19 protein-coding genes are annotated in these 22,690 nt (G+C 38.9%); 14 read left to right on the top strand and 5 right to left on the bottom strand.

The window, feature by feature from the left end; genetic code table 11:
• Nucleotides 1-103: 103 nt before the first annotated feature.
• The gene (locus tag J2S11_RS13800) at nt 104-937 is read left to right on the top strand and encodes a lipoate--protein ligase family protein (RefSeq protein ID WP_307395487.1); all 834 of its coding nucleotides are present in this window, start codon (nt 104-106) and stop codon (nt 935-937) included.
• A gap of 204 nt (nt 938-1,141) precedes the next feature.
• Here J2S11_RS13800 and dat read toward each other — a convergent pair whose 3' ends face one another.
• Nucleotides 1,142-1,975 (bottom strand): D-amino-acid transaminase, encoded by an 834-nt coding sequence (dat, locus tag J2S11_RS13795; RefSeq protein WP_307395485.1) that lies wholly within the window; start codon nt 1,973-1,975, stop codon nt 1,142-1,144.
• A gap of 452 nt (nt 1,976-2,427) precedes the next feature.
• On the opposite strand from dat, the gene J2S11_RS13790 reads away from it, so the two are divergent.
• The 5 genes from J2S11_RS13790 (at nt 2,428) to phaZ (ending at nt 9,025) form a co-directional block, all read left to right on the top strand.
• Nucleotides 2,428-5,004: a vitamin B12-dependent ribonucleotide reductase gene (locus tag J2S11_RS13790; RefSeq protein ID WP_307395483.1), complete on the top strand. Its 2,577-nt coding sequence runs from the start codon at nt 2,428-2,430 to the stop codon at nt 5,002-5,004.
• A 329-nt stretch (nt 5,005-5,333) separates the two neighbouring features.
• The gene (locus tag J2S11_RS13785; RefSeq protein WP_307395481.1) at nt 5,334-5,957 is read left to right on the top strand and encodes a TetR/AcrR family transcriptional regulator; all 624 of its coding nucleotides are present in this window, start codon (nt 5,334-5,336) and stop codon (nt 5,955-5,957) included.
• A gap of 31 nt (nt 5,958-5,988) precedes the next feature.
• Nucleotides 5,989-6,942 carry an alpha/beta fold hydrolase gene (locus tag J2S11_RS13780; protein WP_307395480.1) on the top strand — a complete coding sequence of 318 codons (954 nt, stop codon included), beginning with the start codon at nt 5,989-5,991 and terminating at the stop codon, nt 6,940-6,942.
• An 89-nt stretch (nt 6,943-7,031) separates the two neighbouring features.
• The gene (locus J2S11_RS13775) at nt 7,032-7,631 is read left to right on the top strand and encodes a class I SAM-dependent methyltransferase (RefSeq protein ID WP_307395478.1); all 600 of its coding nucleotides are present in this window, start codon (nt 7,032-7,034) and stop codon (nt 7,629-7,631) included.
• A 503-nt stretch (nt 7,632-8,134) separates the two neighbouring features.
• Nucleotides 8,135-9,025, top strand: a complete 891-nt coding sequence (phaZ, locus tag J2S11_RS13770) for an intracellular short-chain-length polyhydroxyalkanoate depolymerase (RefSeq protein WP_307395475.1) — start codon at nt 8,135-8,137, stop codon at nt 9,023-9,025.
• 104 nt (nt 9,026-9,129) lie between these two features.
• On the opposite strand, the gene J2S11_RS13765 is transcribed toward phaZ, so the two are convergent.
• Nucleotides 9,130-10,995, bottom strand: a complete 1,866-nt coding sequence (locus tag J2S11_RS13765; RefSeq protein ID WP_307395473.1) for an ABC transporter substrate-binding protein — start codon at nt 10,993-10,995, stop codon at nt 9,130-9,132.
• A 225-nt stretch (nt 10,996-11,220) separates the two neighbouring features.
• On the opposite strand from J2S11_RS13765, the gene J2S11_RS13760 reads away from it, so the two are divergent.
• The gene (locus tag J2S11_RS13760; protein ID WP_307395471.1) at nt 11,221-12,459 is read left to right on the top strand and encodes an MFS transporter; all 1,239 of its coding nucleotides are present in this window, start codon (nt 11,221-11,223) and stop codon (nt 12,457-12,459) included.
• A gap of 305 nt (nt 12,460-12,764) precedes the next feature.
• On the top strand, nt 12,765-13,766 hold the full coding sequence (locus J2S11_RS13755) for a DUF2268 domain-containing putative Zn-dependent protease (RefSeq protein WP_307395469.1): 1,002 nt from the start codon (nt 12,765-12,767) through the stop codon (nt 13,764-13,766).
• Between the two features lie 227 nt (nt 13,767-13,993).
• Here the strand turns inward: J2S11_RS13755 and J2S11_RS13750 are convergent, their stop codons facing one another.
• Entirely contained in the window at nt 13,994-15,562 is a 1,569-nt protein-coding gene (locus J2S11_RS13750; RefSeq protein ID WP_307395467.1) for an ABC-F family ATP-binding cassette domain-containing protein, read from the bottom strand.
• A 645-nt stretch (nt 15,563-16,207) separates the two neighbouring features.
• Between J2S11_RS13750 and J2S11_RS13745 the strand changes: the two genes are divergently transcribed.
• The 4 genes from J2S11_RS13745 (at nt 16,208) to J2S11_RS13730 (ending at nt 19,784) form a co-directional block, all read left to right on the top strand.
• The gene (locus tag J2S11_RS13745; protein WP_307395464.1) at nt 16,208-16,936 is read left to right on the top strand and encodes a cytochrome c biogenesis CcdA family protein; all 729 of its coding nucleotides are present in this window, start codon (nt 16,208-16,210) and stop codon (nt 16,934-16,936) included.
• 178 nt (nt 16,937-17,114) lie between these two features.
• The gene (splB, locus tag J2S11_RS13740) at nt 17,115-18,140 is read left to right on the top strand and encodes a spore photoproduct lyase (RefSeq protein ID WP_307395572.1); all 1,026 of its coding nucleotides are present in this window, start codon (nt 17,115-17,117) and stop codon (nt 18,138-18,140) included.
• Between the two features lie 149 nt (nt 18,141-18,289).
• A complete protein-coding gene (mntR, locus tag J2S11_RS13735) occupies nt 18,290-18,712 on the top strand; it encodes a transcriptional regulator MntR (RefSeq protein ID WP_307395462.1) in 423 nt (140 codons plus the stop codon).
• Between the two features lie 130 nt (nt 18,713-18,842).
• Nucleotides 18,843-19,784 (top strand): patatin-like phospholipase family protein, encoded by a 942-nt coding sequence (locus J2S11_RS13730; RefSeq protein WP_307395460.1) that lies wholly within the window; start codon nt 18,843-18,845, stop codon nt 19,782-19,784.
• Nucleotides 19,785-19,863: 79 nt separating this feature from the next.
• Here the strand turns inward: J2S11_RS13730 and J2S11_RS13725 are convergent, their stop codons facing one another.
• Nucleotides 19,864-20,238, bottom strand: coding sequence for an SA1362 family protein (locus J2S11_RS13725; RefSeq protein WP_307395458.1), 375 nt, complete (start codon nt 20,236-20,238; stop codon nt 19,864-19,866).
• 56 nt (nt 20,239-20,294) lie between these two features.
• On the bottom strand, nt 20,295-21,254 hold the full coding sequence (locus J2S11_RS13720; protein WP_307395456.1) for a DUF1385 domain-containing protein: 960 nt from the start codon (nt 21,252-21,254) through the stop codon (nt 20,295-20,297).
• Nucleotides 21,255-21,438: 184 nt separating this feature from the next.
• Here J2S11_RS13720 and J2S11_RS13715 point away from each other — a divergent pair, with 184 nt between their 5' ends.
• Both J2S11_RS13715 and J2S11_RS13710 read left to right on the top strand, forming a co-directional pair.
• On the top strand, nt 21,439-21,750 hold the full coding sequence (locus tag J2S11_RS13715; RefSeq protein ID WP_307395455.1) for a c-type cytochrome: 312 nt from the start codon (nt 21,439-21,441) through the stop codon (nt 21,748-21,750).
• An 81-nt stretch (nt 21,751-21,831) separates the two neighbouring features.
• Nucleotides 21,832-22,470: a YqhR family membrane protein gene (locus tag J2S11_RS13710; RefSeq protein ID WP_307395454.1), complete on the top strand. Its 639-nt coding sequence runs from the start codon at nt 21,832-21,834 to the stop codon at nt 22,468-22,470.
• Nucleotides 22,471-22,690: the final 220 nt, after the last annotated feature.

Genomic DNA, 22,690 nt, shown 5'->3' with positions numbered 1-22,690 from the left:
AAATAGATTCTAAAGAAAAAGTGCTAGCTCAAAATATATGGGCCAGCCTTTTTCTTACTTAAAGAGCTTCTTAGAAATTATATGAGATTTGGAGTGGAAGTGAATGGAGCTTAGCCAGACTTGGCGATTTATCGACAGTGGAGATCAGGATTCCGCTACGAATATGGCGATTGATGAGGCTATTCTTACCGCCAATCATGAAGGGCTAGTCCCTCCGACGATCAGATTCTATACATGGAAGCCTGCTACTTTAACAGTGGGCTATTTTCAGAAGGCTGCAAAGGAAATTGATCTAGAAGCTGTACGTCGACATAATCTTGGCTTTGTCAGGCGCTTAACTGGAGGGCGTGCTGTCCTTCACGATCAGGAGCTAACTTACAGTGTAGTCATTGCCGAGAAACAGATGCCCCAGTCTGTTACAGAGGCTTACCGAGAGATAAGTCAAGGCTTGTTATACGGCTTCAAGGAACTAGGCTTGAATGCTTACTTTTCAGTTCCAGCGACAAAGGAGCAGAAACAAGCGTTAAGACAGCCCCAATCTGCTGTATGCTTTGATGCTTCATCCTGGTATGAGCTAGTTGTAGAAGGACGAAAGGTAGCAGGGAGTGCCCAAACAAGACAGAAGGGTGTTGTCCTTCAGCATGGATCTATTCCATTAACGATAGATATTGACATGCTGTACGACGTTTTTCGTTTTTCTAATGAGAGAGTAAAGGAGCGGCTGAAGGCTGGATTTGCTCAAAAGGCTGTAGCCATTAATGAGCTTAGGCAAGAAGCAGCATCTATTAGTGAAGTTAAAGCAGCGTTTAAAAAGGGTTTTGCTCAAGGATTTGGTGTAAGCTTGCAGGATGGTGAGCTTACAGCTAGAGAGCAGGAGCTAGTGGAGGAACTAGTCCGAACAAAATATGGAATGGACACATGGAATTTCAAAAGCTAGTATTTTAGTCAAGCGATGTCAGAAGAGAGTTAGCTGATTGAAAGATGAAAGATTAATACATTTCGTTGTATAGTGAAGACAGTTGTAGTAGGTGTTGAAAAAGCCAAGGAAGATACATGAGACCCTTGTATCCTTCCTTGGCTTTTTATCATAAATAGCTTTATATGATTAAATACTTATAGACCTAGAATAGCTCTATATAGGTTAAAATCCTTTGACAAACTCCTGCTGAAGCTTAACCGTTAATGGTCCTGGTATTCCAGGCCCAACTGGCTGATCATCAATTTGTGTAATTGGCATGACTTCACTTGTCGTACTCGTAATAAATACTTCATCAGCATCAAGTAAATCTTTTACCGTAAATTCCTGTTCTTTAACGATAAGCTCGAGCTTTTCACATAGCTCAAGAACCTTCACTCTAGTGATTCCATTTAATATAAGTGAGGATGCAGGATGAGTATATAATATCCCTTCTTGCACAAGGAACACATTGGAGGAGCTTCCTTCAGTTACAATATCCCCTCTGTGTTGAATCGCTTCAAAGCCACCTTCATCATTTGCTTTTTGCTTAGCTAATACGTTACCGAGAAGATTTAAGCTCTTAATATCACAGCGTAGCCAGCGGACATCCTCAAGAAGAACAGCTTTTACTCCGTGCTCCATAAACGCTGTAGGACGAGGTAAATCCTTTGTATAGGCAACAAATTGTGGTTTAACATCATCACTAGGAAAGCCATGGTATCTTGGAGCTACACCGCGCGTTACCTGTGTATAAATAATACCCTCTTGGAGTTGGTTACCCTTAACGAGCTCCTGAAGCTGTTGAGTAAATTCCTCAGCTGAAAAAGGTAGAGATAAACGAATTTCCTTTGCACTACGCTCTAAGCGTTGAATATGTTCTTCTAATTGATAGCAGATTCCATTGTATACTCTAATTACCTCATAGATTCCGTCACCAAACTGATAGGCGCGGTCCTCAATATCAACCTTTGCATCTATTCTAGTTACAATTTCTCCATTAATTAGGACTTGAGCCATTATGTTGTAGCCTCCTGTTTTTCCATAGATAAATTTCTAATAGACTAAATTTTTTCTACTTTATCATAAAAAACCGCAGTTGAATAGAATTAATCACTTTTTCATTTAGGCAAGTGCTGAAAAAGATTGATTGATGAAAGAAATAAAAGGGAAAAGAAGATAAGGGGCAATCTCCCTCTTTTTTTGAAAAATTTTAGGTTTGACGAATTGAATTTAATTGTTCTAATTTCCTATATATAGTATATGATAAAAATAAAAATACTATATATCGTTGTTTTCCATTGTTATTCTATCATATCTATGGTAACCTAAGAGACATACTTACTCTAACAGACAAACATACTTAATCAGCAAATAAACAAGACATTTACTATCAAAGAATCGTTAACGATGCTTCTTTTTTTAGTAGGATGACTTGTTATTATATTGTAATGGACATGGAGGGGATTTTTTTGGGAACTGTTTTAGTGGAGGACAAGCTTTCTGAAATTAATGTGGAGAAATTGAATCAGGATATTCAGCTTTTTCCTCAGGTTCATCCCATCACCTTTGATATGCATCGGAAGCTTCAAGGTGTTTCTAGATTGGTGATGCTGGATCGTTATTCATTTAAGGACATTGAAAAGAAAACACTACGAGAAGGTGACTTTGTTGTTCTTACGGTTAAGGATGATCCGAAGTTTCCAGCAAGGGGCTACGGAATTCTTGTAGATTTTGATGAACAAACTAAGACAGCTAAGGTAAAGGTTGATGAGTCGTTTAGAGGGGTGCTAGAGGAGCCAGAAAGTATAGAGACGGGAATCATCCAAGTCTCTCTAGATGTAGTGGAGAAGCCACTAGAAATCTATTATGAGCAGATCGCAGCTAGAGTGGCTACTGGATTAGCAGCGGTTGAAGCAACAGAAGCGAAGCGTCAGAGTGCCTTCAAGGATTTTTATGAGGAGCTTGTACAGATGAACTTTGTTCCTGCAGGCCGTGTGTTATACGGAGCTGGAGCGGGTACAGACGTAACCTTCTTTAACTGCTATGTGATGCCTTTTCCTCAGGATTCACGCGGAGGAATTGCCGAGCATCGTAAAAAAGTAATGGAAATTATGAGCCGTGGAGGAGGAGTAGGGACAAATGGTTCTACCCTACGTCCTAGAGGTGCGCTATGTAGAGGTGTAAATGGTAAGTCAAGCGGCTCTGTATCCTGGTTAGATGATATTGCCAAGCTGACCCATCTTGTGGAGCAGGGTGGTTCAAGACGTGGAGCACAGATGATTATGCTTAGCGATTGGCATCCAGATATTATTGAATTTATTATTTCTAAAATGCAAAACCCAAAGGTACTCCGCTTTATCATTGAGAAGGCTGAGGACCCTCAGATTAAGAAGCTAGCGAAGGACAAGCTTAAGTTTACACCGTTGTCTGGAACAGAAAAAGAAATGTACGAGCGGATTATAGCGGTGCATAAAGAAGCTAAGGAATCTCCTTTTACCTCTGAGGTCGTTCGAGAAGCGGAAGCAAAGCTGGTAGACGGTGGAACGTATTCTGTCAATAATCCTGAGTTTCTGACGGGAGCGAACATTTCTATCTGCTTGACAAAGGAATTTATGCAGGCTGTGGAAGAGGACGGAGAATACGAGCTGCGTTTTCCTGCTGTTGAAACCTACTCTGAGGTGGAAATGAAAGCCTATAACAGAGACTGGGCACAATCCGGGGATGTTAGAGAATGGGAAGCGAAGGGCTACGGTGTACGTGTCTATAAGAAAATGAAAGCTAGAGAGCTATGGAAGCTTGTAAATATCTGTGCTACGTATTCAGCTGAGCCTGGCATTTTCTTTATCGATAATGCTAATGACAAAACGAATGCTTCTGCCTATGGTCAAAAGGTTGTGGCGACAAACCCTTGTGGAGAGCAACCACTAGCCCCTTACAGTGTGTGTAATTTAGCTGCTGTTAACCTAGCCGAAATGGTGAACAAGGAAACAAAGACCTTCGACTTTGAAAAGCTAAAGAAAACGGTTCGTGTTGGTGTGCATATGCAGGATAACGTAATTGATGCTACTCCTTATTTCCTTGAAGATAACACTATACAAGCTAAAGGGGAAAGACGTGTAGGACTTGGTGTAATGGGCTTACATGACGCACTGATCTACGAAGAGAAGGTTTATGGATCTGATGAGGGTAACAAGCTTGTTGATCAAATTTTCGAAACGATTGCTACAACAGCGTATCGTGCATCTATCGAATTAGCGAAGGAAAAGGGCAGCTTTCCTTTCCTAGAGAAGGAATCAGCCGCCGAAACAAAGCAGCTAAGGGAAGCCTTTGTCCAAACGGGATATATGAGTTCTATGCCTGAGGATATTCGTGAAGGGATTTTAGAGCATGGTATTCGTAACTCACACCTATTGACGGTAGCACCTACAGGAAGTACAGGAACAATGGTAGGAGTATCAACAGGTCTTGAGCCTTACTTTTCCTTCACGTATTTCCGTTCAGGAAGACTTGGTAAATTCATTGAGGTTAAAGCAGATATTGTACAGGATTACTTGGATCGCAATCCTGAGGCAAGCTCCGAGCAGCTACCACCTTGGTTTATATCTGCCATGGAGCTGACTCCAGAACAACACGCAGATACACAATGTATTATTCAACGTTGGGTGGATAGCTCACTGAGTAAGACGGTTAATGCTCCTAAGGGATACTCTGTTCAACAGGTTCAGGGTGTATATGAGCGCCTACACCGTGGTGGAGCAAAAGGCGGAACTGTTTATGTGGACGGCTCCCGTGATGCTCAAGTGCTTACGTTGACAGCAGAGGAAAATGATTTAAACAAAAATGATAGCCTATTTGAGCAATGGGAAATCGAAGAAAAGCCAAAGCAGTATGTGCTTGATACGATTCCAGCCCTAACGTCTACAAAGGTAACCTATGGAACAGAAGTAGGGGAAACATGTCCGATTTGCCGTAAAGGGACTGTTGAGGATATAGGTGGATGTAACACGTGTACGAATTGTAACGCTCAACTGAAGTGTGGGTTATAATAATTGTTGAAAAAGATGTGTTGCTTTGAAATAAAGTTCGATTTTTGAAATAAAGATTGATAATACGAAATAAAGTTCGATAATAAATTAACCTCTTTGGTATTTTCTACTAAAGAGGTTAATTTTCATTTTTTCAAAACGGGTGGGTGAGATGCAAAGAGTTACTTGGATGTGCTCCACACGAAATGAGAAACGTGTGAAAATGCTTAATGGGCTGAGCTGTATTTGACCTCATAGGTAAAAAATTTTATGAAAACTGTTGACCTTTTAGGTAAATGAAATTATAATAAATTGACCTTAAAGGTAAAAAGTAAATAAAGGTGGTTATCATGCTTACAAAAATTTCGAATCTGGAATCCAAAAGAAAAGAAGTAATATTAAATGCAGCATTAAAGGAATTTGCCACAAAGGGATTTGATGATGCCTCGACAAATGTTATTGCTAAAGAGTCCGGGATTTCAAAAGGTTTAATGTTCCACTATGTAAATAGCAAAAAAGACCTTTTTCTATACCTTTATGATTATTGCACTGACATGATAAATAAAGAATATCTTGATTTAATGAATTTTAAAGAACAAGATATTTTTGAAAAACTGCGTCAATCATATCTTCTCCAGATTGAGTTGCTGCAAAAGCATCCTTGGATTTTCGAATTTATAAAAATTACTGCTACCACGAAGTCTGATGAAATCAACAAGGAGCTGGAAGGAAGAGTAAATGAGAAACAATTTTTATGCCACGAGACAATGTTTGATAAGGTTGATGAATCTAAATTCAGGGAAGGACTGGACGTTGAAAGAAGCAAGCAGCTTATTTTTTGGTCGAATATTGGTTTTACCAATCAGATACTAGAGGATATTAGGAACTCAGAAATCACTGAATTAGATTATGACAATATTCTTGCAGAACTTGATGGATACCTTAATGAACTCAAGAAAATCTTTTATAAATAGAAATTAATGAATGGAGGTCTTGATATTAGCGATGAAAGACTATACAAATAAACATCAAGGTGATAAGTCCATAGACAATGGATCGCCGATTGGACGTTTTTACAACGTGGAAGGACGACACTTGTTACTCGACTGTGCTGGGGTCGGAGGTCCAGCAGTAGTCTTTTTACCAGCAGCCGGCATGGTCGGGCTTGATTATCTCAATATTCACAATCAAATTAGTCAGCGTACAACATCAGTGATCTATGATCGAGCGGGAACGGGCTGGAGCGATCAGGTTAAGCTGCCTCGAAGTGCCCTCGAGGTCACTGATGAATTGCGGAGTCTTTTACGTACCGCTGGTGTACCAGCTCCCTATATATTCGTCGGCCACTCGTTGGGTGGAATTTACGCACAACGGTACGCTCAACGGTTTCCAGATGAGGTAGCCGGAATGCTTCTGTTAGAACCGCCTCACGAGGACTTTCTCTCCCATACACCAAAGTTAAAGAAACGCTATCTACCTCAGCAGAGCTTTGCGATCGTTCGGACACTCCTAACTTACAAGCGATCCTTTCGTGGATTATTCGATCAGATGTTTGCCAAGTGGCCGGATTCGATACGTGAACCGCTGATTGACTATCATCTCAGGACATTATTGAAAACGATTACGGAAAAGAAAAACTTGAACAGCGAACTCTATAACGAAGTCCGTAAAGGAGGAGACATGCCAGATATCCCGTTGATCGTGTTTACAGCGTTGGGGATCGACCCATTTACGACTCTGTTAACAAGTCAATCATTCCTGCGCGAGACTATTGATCCATTCAATAATGTAAAAAATACGATTTATACAAAATTAGCCAATTCAGTTCCGCGTGGAGAGCATCGTATACTCAAAAATGCTGGGCATGCCACGATTCACACGGATTGTCCATTCGAAGTTGTCGAAGCAATCTGGAACTTGCTCGATTTGAGCAAAACGTATAAAGAAAATTACAATTAAGTAAAAAGGGAGATATAAATCCTCAACTAAAATGGACTGATTTCGCTAAATAAAAATGCTCTGAATGAACAAGGAGATCGAGGGATGATATGGATCGTCAATCATTAATTAAAAAGTTTGATAAGCAAGCAAAAAAATATGATAAACGACGAAAAAACGGTCAGGCTTATAAGTTCCGTCAACGAATTTTTCAAGAAGCCAAAGGAAAGGTATTGGAAGTTGCCATTGGTTCTGGACTGAATTTCCCCTTCTATAGTAGTGATATTGAATTGACAGGTTTGGATTTTAGTCATGCAATGTTGAAAACAGCGCAGAATGCGGCCAAAGATTATCCTTTTAAAACAACACTTATTCAAGATGATGTGGAAACTGTTGAATTTAACGAAAACAGCTTTGATACTATCATATCTTCCGGCAGCTTATGTGCCTATCAAGAACCTGTAAGTGTTTTAAATAGCTTTCAAAAGTGGTGTAAGCCAGAAGGGAAAATACTGATGATGGAGCACGGTATTAGTACAAACAAACCGTTGGCATGGTTACAAAAATCTTTGAATCCTTTGGCACTAAAGGTTGTAGGGTGCCACCAGAACAGAGATATTTCTGAAATTGTAAAAGAGTCTGACTTAAAGTTCATTAGGGAGGAGCGTTACTTGGCTGGTTATTTATATTTGATATGGGCTAAACCATAAGCTTTTTCCTAAATCTTAAAACACCTATATAATCATGAAAAATTGTAACGGAGGATGTGGGTTTGTGAGGTGTCTTTGATCAAACTTTATTTTAGAGCTACATGTTGAGCTATAAGTCAAAAAAGCTGTCCCAAAGTCATGGAAATGGCAGCTTCTTTGAATGATTAGGCTAAATAAATCACTAGATGGCTATTTAGGATATCTTTTAAACACCTATAAAAGTCTTAAGTTACAGTTTACCTTTATAGATTTTGACAATAATAGCCTATTTATTCTATAATGAAAGAAATTATATGAAAGGGTGACCTAGGCCAATGATCAACTAATTCTCATTCAAAAAATGAATGTTCGTGAATGAACCATTTTTGGATAGGATTAGTATGCCTTTTTTAGTGCGATCATTATTGGCTCGAGGAAACTCTTGGTTTCTTTGTGTTCTTTTTGTCGCCTCCTATCCAATTGATGGTAGGTTTTTTTTATGACTAAAATAAGGAGGCGTTTTGATGAAGGTTGAAAAGAAGAATGTGGCTTTACCTAATGGAGAAACTCTGACGTATCGCGAAAGAAAAGGTGGCGAACGAAACCTACTATTAATTCATGGAAACATGGCTTCCTCCATTCATTGGGATGTTTTTCTTGAGGAAATGGACGAAACGTATACGATATATGCTGTTGATTTACGGGGATATGGAGACTCAACATATCGGGAACCGATTCGATCAATAAAGGATTTTACTACTGATCTTAAACACTTTGTTGATCAAATTGGACTAGAGGCGTTCTCTATCATTGGATGGTCAAATGGAGGGGGTGTGGCGATGCAATATGCCGCTAATTACCCGCAACATGTCGAAAAAATCATCTTGCTGGCCTCACTTTCCACACGTGGCTATCCAATCTATCAAAGTGAGGAGAGTGAGAATGGTAGTACGACAAATCGTCTAACATCGAAGGAGGAGATTTTGGACGATCCAAGACTGGCTGTAACGTTACAAGCCATTTCCTCAAAAGACAAGCAGTACATGAAAAAGGCTTGGGATTATCTTGTATTTGATAAAGTTCAGCCTAGTGAAGAAAGGTATGATCGTTATATAGAGGCAGCGTTACAACAGCGTAATACGATTGATGTGATGCATGCCGCTAATTACTTTAATATAAGTAGTAAGTGGAATGGATTAGTTGATGGGACAGGAGAAATTCGATTAATTGAAGCTCCAGTGCTTGTGTTGTGGGGAAAAGAGGATCGTTTGACATCTGAATCGATGATAGTGGAGATCGTAGAGGATTTAGAAAGTCATGGTAAAGAAGCGAAGCTCGTCTATCTTGATGCTGGCCACTTTCCTTTTATTGACGACCTTGATCATGTTATGAAGGAAATTCATGATTTTTTGTAACAAGCATACGCCGAGTGCATGTATTGAAGATGCATTCGGCGTTTTTTTAATACCCCAATATTATTGTTGTATCTTAATTTGTATATTAAAGAGTAAATTGGTAGTTAGCTTCTTAATGAACGAGGTTTAAACCATAGAGACTTATAGTCTACGCGTCCATCATCATTTAGCCTAACACCTTGAAGTGCTGTACCTGAACGTACTTGTACACTATGTGATCTGTGGAATAAAAATTGAAGAGCGTGCTCTTCAATCAGCACATTCTCTAAATCGATTAAAGCATTCATCTGATCATCAGAATCCGTTGTACTTTTTACTACATTAAGTGTTTCATTTAGTTTATCCTTCAATGATTGATGAAGCATGGGATAGATGAATGCCATAGGCATTTGTAAGGTTCGTACCAGAGATACAATTGGATGATGACCTAAAGTCACTCCAGCAAACACGATATCAACTTGAGATAGGAACTCAGGTTTTGCAAGCTGGTGAATGGGAATTACTTCAGCCTTAGATTGAACCCCAATGGAAGACCATTGTTTTTGAACCCACTTCATTTCCATCTCTAGGTTGACCTTTGGGCGAATTTCTGTGGAACAGATACGAATGGTTTCTCCATTATATCCTGATCGCTTCAACCATTCTTGGGCTTGTTCGAGGTTGGCTCGCTGTACGGGAAACTCCTTACTTTTCTCCGCAAAAAAGCTAAAGGCAGGGATGTAATTGGCAAAGCCAAGATCTGTTCCAATTTGTGAAATAGACAAAGCCGTATACAATGCTTGCCGAAATAAAATACTCTGTTGTGGTCCTTTTTTTTCTAGATTATGAACGAAATAGGACGCCCCATTCTCCATACTAACTAAACTTTTCCAAGAACTTTTATCCTTTAAAGCACCTTCAGATCTATGAGTTTTTTCACTAAAATCATATCTATAGTTGATTAGCTCCCCTTCCTCTTGAAGCAGCTCTGGAAGAGTTAGAATCTCTACTCGGTCTACTTGGACACGTCCCTTAAAATAGTGATTAAAGGCATTTAGAGTAAGCATGGTTTTATCATGTTTCATGACTTTGAAGGGGCCCGTTCCGACGGGGGAAAGACCAAAAGCTCCTACATTTTTTTCTACCACTTCAATAGGAATAATAGAAGTATGCGGATAGGTTAAATAGTAAGGAAACAAGTAATCAGGTTTTTGCAATGTAAATCGGACTACATAACGATGTGGTGCTTCTACTTTTTTTAATGTCCACTGCTGCCAAAGATGAGCCGCTTTTTTGATCTCCCTGAATCGTTGGAATGTCTGTACGACGTCCTTAGCTGTAAGCTCCCTGCCGTGATGAAATCTGACTCCTTTTTTCAAATAAAAGGTCCATACTTTCCCCTTCCGAGTGGGCTCCCAATAATGAGCTAAATGAGTGACTATCTTATTCTGTTGTTGGTCGTATTTCAGCAGAGTGTCAAAGATATGCCCGATCATATGAGCTTCATGTCTTGAAAGTAAATGGGCAGGGTCAAGACTGAGAATGGACGGGTAAAAAGGATATCGTAATACATCTATTTCTTTCTGCCCCTCCTTCTCGATCATGTACCCTAGCTGACCATTAAGCCAATGATGAAATTGCTCTTTAATCGCTTGGTCAGCGTTGGATAATTGCTGTAAAGCAAGATCATACTTACCTTCAAGTACAAGCTCCTTAGCCATTTGAGCATTCACTTCATCTGGGAGCAGGAGAAAGGTAAGTTTCGAAGATTTTCCTCTACCACGAACAGCTTCCCACTCGATCCAATGCTTGTTCCGAAGTTCTTTTAAGATCCATTTGGTATGCCTAGTTGTACAGCATAAAACCGATTGAATCTCATCTATCTTGGTATGGACAGAAGAATGTAGCCCATATCCGCTCTCTGGTGGTTTGCTAGCTTGTTGAGAGATGAACGTCTCAAAAAGCTGAACATAATGTTCACTTAATTTCAATTCTGTTCCTCCTTAAATAGTGAGATTAATTATATATAATTCTACACTTTTTTCACACCTTTTTTCTAGATAAACTAGACAAGCGTACATAATCAAATGCTACAACATATCATGCAAGTCTAATTACATAGTTATACATGGTAAAAAGCATTAAATTTATAGCATTGATTATGGCATTGATTGAGGGTGAATAGGAGAAAACAAAAATTAAAGAGAGGTAAAATAGTGAATATTAATCCTACTAATTTGCAACAAGAGGTACTAGAGAAATCGTTGTGGCAAAATAAGAACTTTCTATTTTTATGGACAGGCTCCATACTTTCAAACTTCGGCTTTCAGATTTATTTAATCACCCTACCTTTATTGATATACGATTTGACCCAATCTGCCTTAGCTATGAGCACAATGAGAGCTATTGATTTTTTCCCAAATATTATTATCGGTATGATAGCTGGTGTCCTTGTCGATCGCTATCATCGTAAATGGATACTATCTATAACGGTGATACTCAGAATTCTATGCTTAAGTGGAATTGTTTATCTCCTGTATGTCGATCAAATAGAGCTGTGGCATTTATATCTTCTTGGATTTGTATTATCTGCCTCAGGCTATACGTTTGGGAATGCTCATCATTCTGTGCTCCCACAGCTTGTAACCAAACAACAATTAACAGCAGCCAATGCGAAATTATCCTTTGTAGATACACTGATAAGTATGACTGGTCCAGGTATAGCAGGTGTTCTGATCGCCTTGTATTCATTTGAAGTAAATTTCTCATTATATTTAGTCTGTTTAGCTTTACTACTTATCTGTGTTCAGTTCACCCGGATTCCAGCTACTGTTAAGCAGGAAAAGAAGGTGAACAGTTCAATTTGGAAGGAAATGAAGGAAGGAATTGACTCACTATTATCAAATAAAATACTACTTACACCAACAATTGCGGTTCTTTTTAACAACTTCTCCGCTAGCCTTGTTACAGGAGTTCTAATTTTCTATGCAGCTGATATTCTTGATACTACAAAACAACAAATTGGTTTTATGTTCAGCATGGGGGCAGTCGGGGGATTAGTTGGCTCCATATGTATCCCTTTTCTAAGGAGGAAATTTGGTCGAGGTAAACTTTATGTTTCGTGTATCTTTTTGGAGGCGATAAGCTATCTCATTCTTGTGTTCTCTATTCATTGGTGGATGCTTAGTTTATCCTTATTCATACGTGTTTTCGCTATTACAATGTCTAACGTTGTCTACTTTACCATTAGGCAAGAATTCACTCCAAATCATTTGTTAGGACGAGTAGCTGGTACGTCATCCATGTTAATGAAGCTTGCTGTTCCCCTTGGGTTGTTTATTTCTGGTTTATGGGCTGAATTTCTTCCTATCCCCTTGTTATTTATTATGTCTACACTGCTAACCTTGATCTTGTTTGCTATCCTGAGAAAGCATACTTTTGCTAGTGTAGAGTAATATGTTCCGCTCGACTTCTTTTGCGAGCGGTTTTTTTAACGTTTAAGAAAGTGTAAAATATGATATCTTGTTTCCATCAAATTTTATACTTTCTGACGGCAAGTGAAGCTTCCACTAATGATGGACTAGACGACTTCTTCGAGGGGGCTTCAATAGAAGCTTTTCTTGAATTGAGCACCTAGTAAATTTTTATAGAAAAACATTATTTTTATATTTCCTAATTTACCATTTTTATCTTATTAATTTGTAATATAATGTATCTAGATAGTAAATTTTCAATTCTCAAATCGAAAGGAGTGGTTAACTTGGCAAAGTTCCTACTATATACGTGTAAACTTATTGTCTTTAGTCTTCTTTTTCTAACGGCATGTGAAGTTTCTGAAGATGAGGATGTTATAGCTCAGATAGAAGTACAAGAAACCGAAGAAGGATCTTTCACTTTTGTACATAAGGATACGGAGTTTTTTATAACTACTTTCTTTGATCATGCTTTGGAGTATGTTTCTCTGGCTAGAGAGAGTGACAGAGGAGAATGGGAGCGGATTTACAGGGAGACTATTCTAGAGCCTTTTCGTTTGATCGCAAGGGGAGGGAAGCACCGAATAAACTCATTAGATGAAGGTAATTTTAGATATAGCTATAGATTAGACGAGTATGAATCCTATATCAACCTCATTAAAGAGCGGCAAGATGAAATCCTAGAAGCAGTTATCTTGTCATTAAATGAGTCAACTGAACTTTTACCTAGTAAACTACCTATAAATATCTTTCTCTTTGTAGCTAATCCTGAAGAGGCTTATTACAATCAGTATGTTAGTGGAGTTAGTGGGTTTGCTGATAAAGATAGAAACATTGTAATCCACTTAGATCCTATTAGCTTAGATATAGATATTCTAAAGTACATTTCAGCACATGAGTATCATCATGCTATTGTTTTTGAAGATATGATTGTGAATAGGCGACCACTTGATTTTCTAGAACAAAAAATAATTATGGAGGGAAAGGCAGATACTTTTGCTCAGTTAATCTATCCAGATACGCATGTCCCTTGGCTTGATCAACTTGAAGAAGAGGAGCATGTATGGAATATAATGAAGAAGGTTATGGAGCCAGATTCTAATCTGTCTGTAGACTTTTTTAGAGGTAATCATGGAATGCGGATTCCCATGGCCTCAAACTACAAAATAGGATATCAGATCATGCAGGATTTTCTAGAAAACAATCCAGAGGTCACTTTGGAGGAGTGGACAGCTATGTGGGCTACTGAAATCTTAGAGAAGAGTAAATTTGAGGATAGATTTAAATGAATTGTCTGAGTAGGATATAATCAGTGGAAGTGATCCACAGATTAATAAAATCAGAGAATTAATAAATGAATAGAATTCAAAAAAGAATAGAGAGCAACGATTCCACTCTCTATCCTCTATTTACTTAACACTAGTTGATCAGCACGAAAGTGTTCAGCTATCTCTATTACACATTAAATCTGAATAACCAATAAAATCATGCATAGTTCTTCTTCGTTAATACTTATTTATGCTTCATTAATTAACGCTTCAATATCCCACACATCCGTCACCCAATCCTGATAAAAGCTAGGCTCATGTGAAACAAGTAGTATCGTTCCGGGATATGCAATTAACGCTTCCCTCAGCGCGTCCTTCGCCGCCAAATCGAGATGATTTGTCGGTTCATCTAAGATGAGCCAGTTTGTGTCAGATAGCATGAGCTTACATAAGCGTACCTTTGCTTGTTCTCCACCACTAAGCGATGCAAGTGATTGTTTAAGGTGTACGGATCTTAGTCCACATCTAGCAAGGGCACTCCGAACCTCCCTCTGAGTCAAGTGGGGGAAAGCATGCCATACTTCTTCAATCGCTGTATGTGTATCGTCTGGATGACTTTTATCCTTATGGAGTTCCTGAGCAAAATACGCTGGTTTTACCTGTTCCCCAAGGATGACATCTCCGCTTAATAAAGGTATATGTCCTAAAATTGTTTTCAAGCTAGTACTTTTTCCTATGCCGTTATAGCCAATTAATGCGACCTTCATACCTCGCTTAAGAGTAAGGTTTAAGGGAGGGAGTAGAGGCTGTTCATATCCAACAACGAGCTGCCTAGCTTCCATAATTGTTTCGCCAGGTTCGCCTGTTATAGGGAAGCTAAACCTTGGCCGAGGCAAAATGACAGGCTTGTCTAATCGCTCTATTTTCTCTAGTTTCTTTTCCCGGCTTTTAGCTTGCTTTGCCGTTGAAGCACGTACTTTGTTCTTCTGAATATATGTTTCTAGCTTTTTTATTTCTGCTTGCTGTTGGCGATAAGCAAGAGTCTTCTCATTTTTACGAAGCTCATAAGCGTGTAAAAATTGTGTGTGATTTCCCACATAACGCTGTATCTCTTGGTGCTCCAAATGATATATAAGATGAACGACAGCATCCATAAAATCAGTGTCGTGTGAAATTAGGATAAAAGCGTTAGGATAATCCTTTAAATAGTCCTTAAACCAATTAATATGTTCTGTATCTAGGTAGTTAGTAGGCTCATCTAATAAAAGGACCTGTGGCTGCTGTAGCAGTAGCTTACCTAATAAAAGCTTTGTCCGCTGCCCTCCACTTAATGTGTCGACTCTGCTCTCTAAGCCAATCTCTGTTAGACCTAAACCCCGTGCTACTTCTTCAGCCTTTGATTCTAATCGATAGAAATCTCCGTGCTCTAAGGCTTCCTGTAAGTCAGTGAATTGCTTCAACAATACGTCTAATTCTTTTCCTGATGTCTGGCCCATCTGCTCGGATATATGGAGCATGTCACTCTCCATTTTGTATAAATCTGAGAATGCGCTTAGCAGAAACTGAAGAATGGTTTCCTCAGGTTTAAGCTGTATATGCTGCTCTAGGTGTCCTACCTGAACATTAGATATCCATTGAACCCTACCTGCATCAGGCAAAATATCACCGCATAGGATGCGAAGCAGCGTTGATTTCCCTGCACCATTAGCACCAACCAGTCCAACATGCTCGCCAGCTAATAGACGAAAAGAAATGTTACGAAAAATAGTTTTATCTGCAATGGTATGTGTGATGTGTTCTACATCTAAAATACTCATATATGTTTCTCCTCTCTAAACTAGTAGCTTTGTTTATGAAAAGCCATCTGCGTAGAAACAAGGAGAGTACAGTATAACAGTGTACATAAATCCCCTTAGGTCATGTTTCTTTAGATTTATTTAAATCCATAAAAAAAGTAGGACGAATTCACGCCCTACCCCGTATCTATTGATCCCGTTAACGGTGTAAAGGTGTTTTCCCCTTGTTTCTCGCTCTTTATTGTATCGGCAAAATTGGACAGATTTCTCCCGTCCTCAAGCCAATCCAATTGCAAGAAAAAAGGAAAACATTGATCCCTTCACACTCCTTTTTTTCATTAATGTAATTATATCTAATTATGAAACGTTCTACAACCGTGTTCTAGTTGAATCCAATAATGAGAGGAAAATTGGTGTCGAAAGGGGGTTGGCTAAGACCTGAGTTATGAGGATTTCGTGACAGAAATGCACTTTGCATTCTATTTTCCTACTTATATGTGTAGAATACTAGTAGAGCTTGTCAGCTTGTTTTTATTACTGAGTATGAATCATATGCTTAATGCTAATGGTAGTTGCGCTGTAAGTTACATATACCATAATTTTATGCAATCATAGCCGTCTTTTTTATCACTCTGTGGCAATGATTCCTGAAAGGTGTTCGATCACATGGAAAGTATTAACGATCTTACAATATGGATTGCGTTTTGGGCAGGGGTCTTATCCTTTATTTCTCCTTGCACCTTGCCGCTTTATCCAGCGTATTTATCTTATATTACTGGAATATCCGTGCAGGATATTAAGGATACAAAAAGTAAGCAGGTGCGCTTCAAGGTTGTTACTCACACGGTCTTCTTTTTACTAGGAGTGTCCTCTGTCTACTTTGCCATAGGACTAAGTGCAACATTGCTTGGTAATTTATTTATTCAATATCGTGATGTTGTTCAAAATGTCAGTGGTGTGCTACTAATCATCATGGGTCTATTTTTGGTTGGGATATTGAAGGTTGATTGGCTCATGCAGGAGAAGCGCTATCAGTTTTCGAAAAAGCCTGTGGGCTACTTTGGATCGCTTTTTATTGGTGTCGGATTTGCTGCTGGATGGACTCCGTGTATCGGTCCAATTATGACCTTAATAATTAGCTTATCTTCCTCTAATCCTTCTTTAGGGACATGGTATATTTCTATGTTTATCCTAGGATTTGCTTTGCCGTTTCTTTTATTCTCCTTCTTCATTGGCTCAACGAAATGGATTTTAAAATATTCCAATCTTATTATGAAGGTTGGTGGAGCGATGATGATTCTGATGGGGATTTTACTTGTCACTGATCAATTATTTGTTATTTCTTCTTATATCCAAAATTTAATTCAAGGAACCTGGTTTGATCGTTTAGGATAATTCAAATCGAAGATGCAGGATCAATTGTATAGTGTGGGGCAGAGGGAACTAAGTCTGCCCTTACATTTTTTAACTCGCATACAGTCATTTTCCTCGTCAACACTAAACAAAAGTAAATCGTTGATGAGGTGATAGTGTGGCAAAAAATAAGCAGTTCACCAAACGAAAAATTAAGTCAATCCCTCAATTTGAGCCTGATTTAGTATACTTTGAGCCTGATGCTTTAGAGTACCCTTTAGGTAAAGAATTGATGGAGCGTTTTAAACAAAAGGATATTCCGATTAAAATGACCACTTCACATAACCGAGTGACAGGAATTCCAGGAGATACACCTGCAGCGGCGTACAAAAATGCCAAGCGAACTTTTGTTGTAGGAGTTCGTAAGACACTTAAGTTTGACACGTCGAAGCCTTCAGCTGAGTATGCCATTCCTTTATCGACGGGCTGTATGGGACACTGTCATTATTGCTATTTGCAAACTACACTTGGAGCCAAGCCCTATATTCGAGTATATGTGAACCTTGAGGATATTTTTGCTAAAGCAGAAGAATACATTAAAGAACGAGAACCTGAAATTACTCGATTCGAAGCAGCATGTACATCCGATCCTGTAGGTATCGATCATATGACCCATTCCTTGTTTAAAGCGATTGAATTTATGGGTCAGCAGGAATTTGGTCGCCTACGCTTTGTTACAAAGTACCACCATGTTGATCATTTGCTAAAGGCTAAGCACAACAAGCGCACTCGCTTTCGTTTCAGCGTCAATGCTGATTATGTGATTAAGAATTTTGAGCCAGCCACATCTAGTTTTCAGGATCGCATTACAGCAGCGGGGAAGGTGGCAAGAGCAGGCTATCCACTCGGTTTCATAGTAGCACCTTTGATTCGATTTGATGGCTGGAAGGAAGGATATGAGGAGCTGTTTGTCAAATTAGATCAAGAGCTTGGTCAGGAGGAAAGAGAGGATTTAACGTTTGAGCTGATTATGCATCGGTTCACCAAAACGGCTAAGCGTGTGATTTTGGAACGCTATCCTAAGACGAAGCTAGAAATGGATGAGGAATCTAGGAAATACAAATGGGGACGTTACGGCAGAGGAAAGTACGTGTATCAGAATGAAGAGGCAGATGAACTTAACCAGTTCGTCAGAGATCAGATTACTCGTTATTTCCCTCAGGCGAAAATTGAGTATTTTACGTAAAAGCCTTGTATTTCTTGCCAAAAGAGTGTATCATCTTAATGCAACAAAGCTTGGTCTAGGAAATATTGACGTATGTTCACGACCACCAACTTCATACGTATACACATAAATAGAGATACAGCTAGTACTTTAATGATGGGGGAGAGTCTATGCCTACACCTAGTATGGAAGATTATTTAGAGCAAATATATTCTCTAATTGAGGAAAAGGGCTATGCCAGAGTTTCAGATATCGCGGACGCCTTACAGGTTCACCCTTCATCTGTGACCAAAATGGTTCAAAAGCTAGATCAGGGGAAATATTTGGTCTATGAAAAATACAGAGGGTTATTTTTAACAGCTAAGGGGAAGAAGATCGGGAAACGCTTAGTGGATCGTCACTCTTTACTAGAGGAATTCCTGGGAATGATTGGGGTAAATGAAGAAAATATTTATGCCGATGTGGAGGGAATTGAGCATCATTTAAGCACCGATTCCATTACTTCCATTGAATATTTGGTCCGCTATTTCAAGGAAGACCCACAGCGCTTAGAACAGCTAGCACAATTAAAAGCAGAAGACGAAAAGGAATGAGTATAAAGCATTAGATGGAAATCTGATGCTTTTGTCATATGCCAAGCTCCATTTTAATACTCATAAGCTGAATGATAATGATGACTGATCGTAGATTTGTATCCATTATGATTTAGAGGAGATGAGTGACATGAAGTGTGATGCTGTTTTCGAAGGAGGAGGAGTAAAAGGTCTTGCGTTCATTGGAGCCATTCAGGAAACGGAGAAGCAGGGCTACTCATTTAACCGCATAGCAGGAACCTCTGCAGGCTCAATAATAGCCAGTTTATTAGCTGTTGGTTATACAGGGAAAGAGCTAGAGCTCATGATGGACGAATTGTCCTTCCTTTTCTTTCTCAAGCCAGATCTTATAGGACGTTTACCCGTTGTAGGTAAAGGTCTTAATTTATTGTTCAAAAACGGAATCTACTCCTCTATTCATATTGAAAAATGGTTAGATAACAAGCTGAAGGCCAAGGGAGTCACAACTTTCGGAGACCTTCCAGCAGGAAAGCTAAAAATTATTGTATCTGATATTTCTAATGGTAGGCTTGTTATTATACCTGATGATCTTCATCAATACAGGCTCTCTTGGGAATCGTTCCCCATCAGCTTAGCTGCTCGTATCAGTAGCAGTATCCCTTACTTTTTTCAGCCTTATATCCTATACTTACCTGATCGAACTCGAATTTATATGGTGGATGGCGGTCTATTAAGCAATTATCCGATTTGGCTATTTGATGCTCGACATTCGCCACGCTGGCCAACGTTTGGCTACAGGCTTAAGGCAGCAGAAATGTTTCAGCAGCCCAATCGGATAGCTGGTCCGATCACGATGTTTATGGCTATTTTCTCAACCATGATGGAGGCTCATGATCGACGCCATATTGAAGAAGCTAACGCTTCAAGAACAGTGTTTATCCCTGTGGAAAACATCAAAGCAACGGATTTTTCCCTGACTAATGAGCAGAAAATTCAGTTGATCGAGCTTGGACGCTCTGAAACAAGGCAATTCTTTACCATCTGGAACTTTGTTGAGTATATTGAGAAGCATAGAAATCCCAACAACAGGTTTACGCAGAAGCTGAGTTAACGCCAAAACAAAAACCAGCCATTGTATGCTGGTTTTAACGAAAGGGAAGTGTAGGCATTCTAGCCTGATGCTAACAGGCCTAGAGCTTGCGCTTCCCTTTTTTTCCTTCTATGACCGTAAAAGAATGATTCCTAGCTTTGCTCGATTTAGATCTCGTTTTAGCTTTTTTTTGAACGGATTTTGTTTTTGCAGAGCTAGCAGCCGAGTAATAATCTCTAGCTGTGGCATCCTTACTTACTGGATATCTTCTATAATTGGAAAAGGACTTTTGAGTATGTCCTAACTTCCCTTTCCTAATTAAAAAATGGTAGATCCCAAACCCAATCAGAACAATAAGACCTATAGAAAGAATTGTACTTAAGAGCTGTTGTGGTTGAGTTAATAGCTGCCATAAAAATCCAAATGCAGCTAAACCAAGAAAAACATAAATCACAGGATGCTTTAGTTTTCTCACGGGATCATCACCACCTTTTATTCATTTCAATATGGTCCTATTGTTATTTAATGCTTTTAGATAGGCTGAATATTCTCTTTCGCTACCTTTATTTTTTCACTTTCAGCCTGCTGCTCTAATTCTAGCATACGCTCAAAGGATGCGATTGATACTTCAACCTGTTCATTTGTTGGTTCTTTTGTTGTTAAAAGCTGAACCCAAAGACCTGGATAGCCTAGCATTTTCAGAACAGGGATATCTCTAACTTTATTTGTGAGCTGTAGAGCTTCGAAGGCTATACCAATAACTACTGGAATAAGGGCTAAACGATAGAGTACCCGTTCAAGTAATGGTTCACTTGGTACCAATAGATACACAAACACTCCTATAATCACAGTAAAAATGATAAAGCTACTTCCACAGCGGTAATGTAAGCGAGATGAGCTTTGCACATTCTCAACCGTTATCTCTTTACCCTCTTCATAGCAATTTATAACCTTATGTTCAGCCCCATGATACTGAAACAGTCTCTTAACTAAAGGTGTAAGGGATATTAGATAAATGTATCCGAATAAAAGAATAGTTTTTATGACGCCTTCAATAATATTTTGTGCTAGATGTCCCGGGAACCATTCACGGAAAAAGGAGTGTGCCACTACAGCAGGAAGTGCCGTAAATACAAATTTACTGAACAAAAAAGAAAGTACAGCAACAACCGCTACTCCTAAAATCATTGTAAGCTTAGAAGATTCCTGTTCGGGTACAATTTGATCATCATCCTTTGGATCCACATCGAAACGCTCTGTAGAGAAATTCAAATGCTTACTTCCGTTAATTAAAGATTCAATAATAGCTACATTTCCTCTTATAAAAGGAATCTTCCTAAGCTTCTGGGCCCAAGGAATAACCTTTCGTTCAATTTCTAAGAAGTTAAGAGATGAATCCTTTCTTCTAATGGCTGTTACATTTACATTTTTACCAGCAAACATAACACCCTCAACAACCGCTTGCCCACCGTAAGCAGTTTTCTTTTCCATATTGACTCTTCACCAACCTATCCTAGCTCTATTTTTTATAGTTAATTCATACGATTTATACTACTTAAATGAAGGATTTCCTTCCATTGTCATTGTACATGAAAAAGAAAGGAAAGACTACTATTTTACCCGATTCCGATTTACAATAGAAGCATGGAATGGCTATTGAAGGAGGCAACATATAATGACAAGGAAGATCACATTTAAGCTTTCTATCATCCTTTTATTAAGCCTAGTATTGGCTGGTTGTGGAGGACAAGGAAGCTTTGAAAATGAAACAAATCCAGAGGTGTTAGCGCGTAGCTGTATCGGCTGTCATGGTACTGACCTTTCTGGAAGAAGTGCTCCATCATTACTTGAGCTTGACGGAAAATACAATGAGCAAGAGATTGCTGAGATTATCTTAAATGGATTGGGTAGAATGCCTCAAATGAAAAACTTTAGTGAAGAACAAGCTAGTCTATTAGCAGATTGGTTACTTGAAAAGCAACAATAGCTAGAAGTAACTCATTTTTCTTTCTCATCCTGTACATACTAGGAATATACAAAAGATATTCCATAGATGGGGTGAAACAGATTGGGAACAAAGACGCTAAGTAGAAAAAGTAGATCTAGAAAACGTCAGACTGATCAAATACATTTAGAGGAAGATCATTCAAATGGAGCGGATCAAGGGATAGATGAGAGTGAAGAATCCTCTGACAAAAGACATCATCATGAAAATAGAGCTGGACAAACACAGAGACAGAAAAAACAGCTTTATACCGTTACTGTTGGTTTTTTTGGAGGACTATTTGCCTCACTTATCACGTATTTAGCCCATGCTCTAAATTTTATCTCTTTTGGACCTGGCGTTGTTTGGCAGCATCTCCCTTTTACCCAAGGAATGAAGCCATTAATGGGTCCGTTAGGTCATGGCTTAAGTATCCTTTGTTTAAGCTTGTTATCCATATTAGCTTCTTCCCTTTATTACACCCTTTTCAGAAAGCTTGAGTCACCCTGGATCGGCATTTGGTTTGGATTAAGCTTATGGGTGTTACTTTTCTTAGGCTTGAACAGCTTGATTTCTGGAGCTATGACCTTCCAAGAGCTTGGCTTTACAACGAATATTATTTTTATTTGTATCTTTGCTGTTTACGGACTTTTTGTTGGGTATTCCATTTCTTATCAGTACCTGTCTGACTCCATAGAAAAAGAGCGTGAGACAAACTCCTAATGCCTTCACATTTGCTTATTTTATGATAAAATAAATGAGATCATGCCGTTCATCGTTAGGCAAAAGAGTAAAACGCTGATGTCACATGAGTACATAGATTGTTCATCAACGTGAAGAACCTGGCAATCATCGTCATAGTAATCGTACATTGCTGAGGAATTTAAGTGTCAATTCTAGGCTTAAAGGCTGAAAGGATACCAGCTTGCTCTTAATTGCTTTA

Origin of the sequence: Bacillus horti (assembly GCF_030813115.1) — a bacterium.
Taxonomy (GTDB): domain Bacteria; phylum Bacillota; class Bacilli; order Caldalkalibacillales; family JCM-10596; genus Bacillus_CH; species Bacillus_CH horti.
This window is presented reverse-complemented; position numbering and strand designations above follow the sequence as displayed.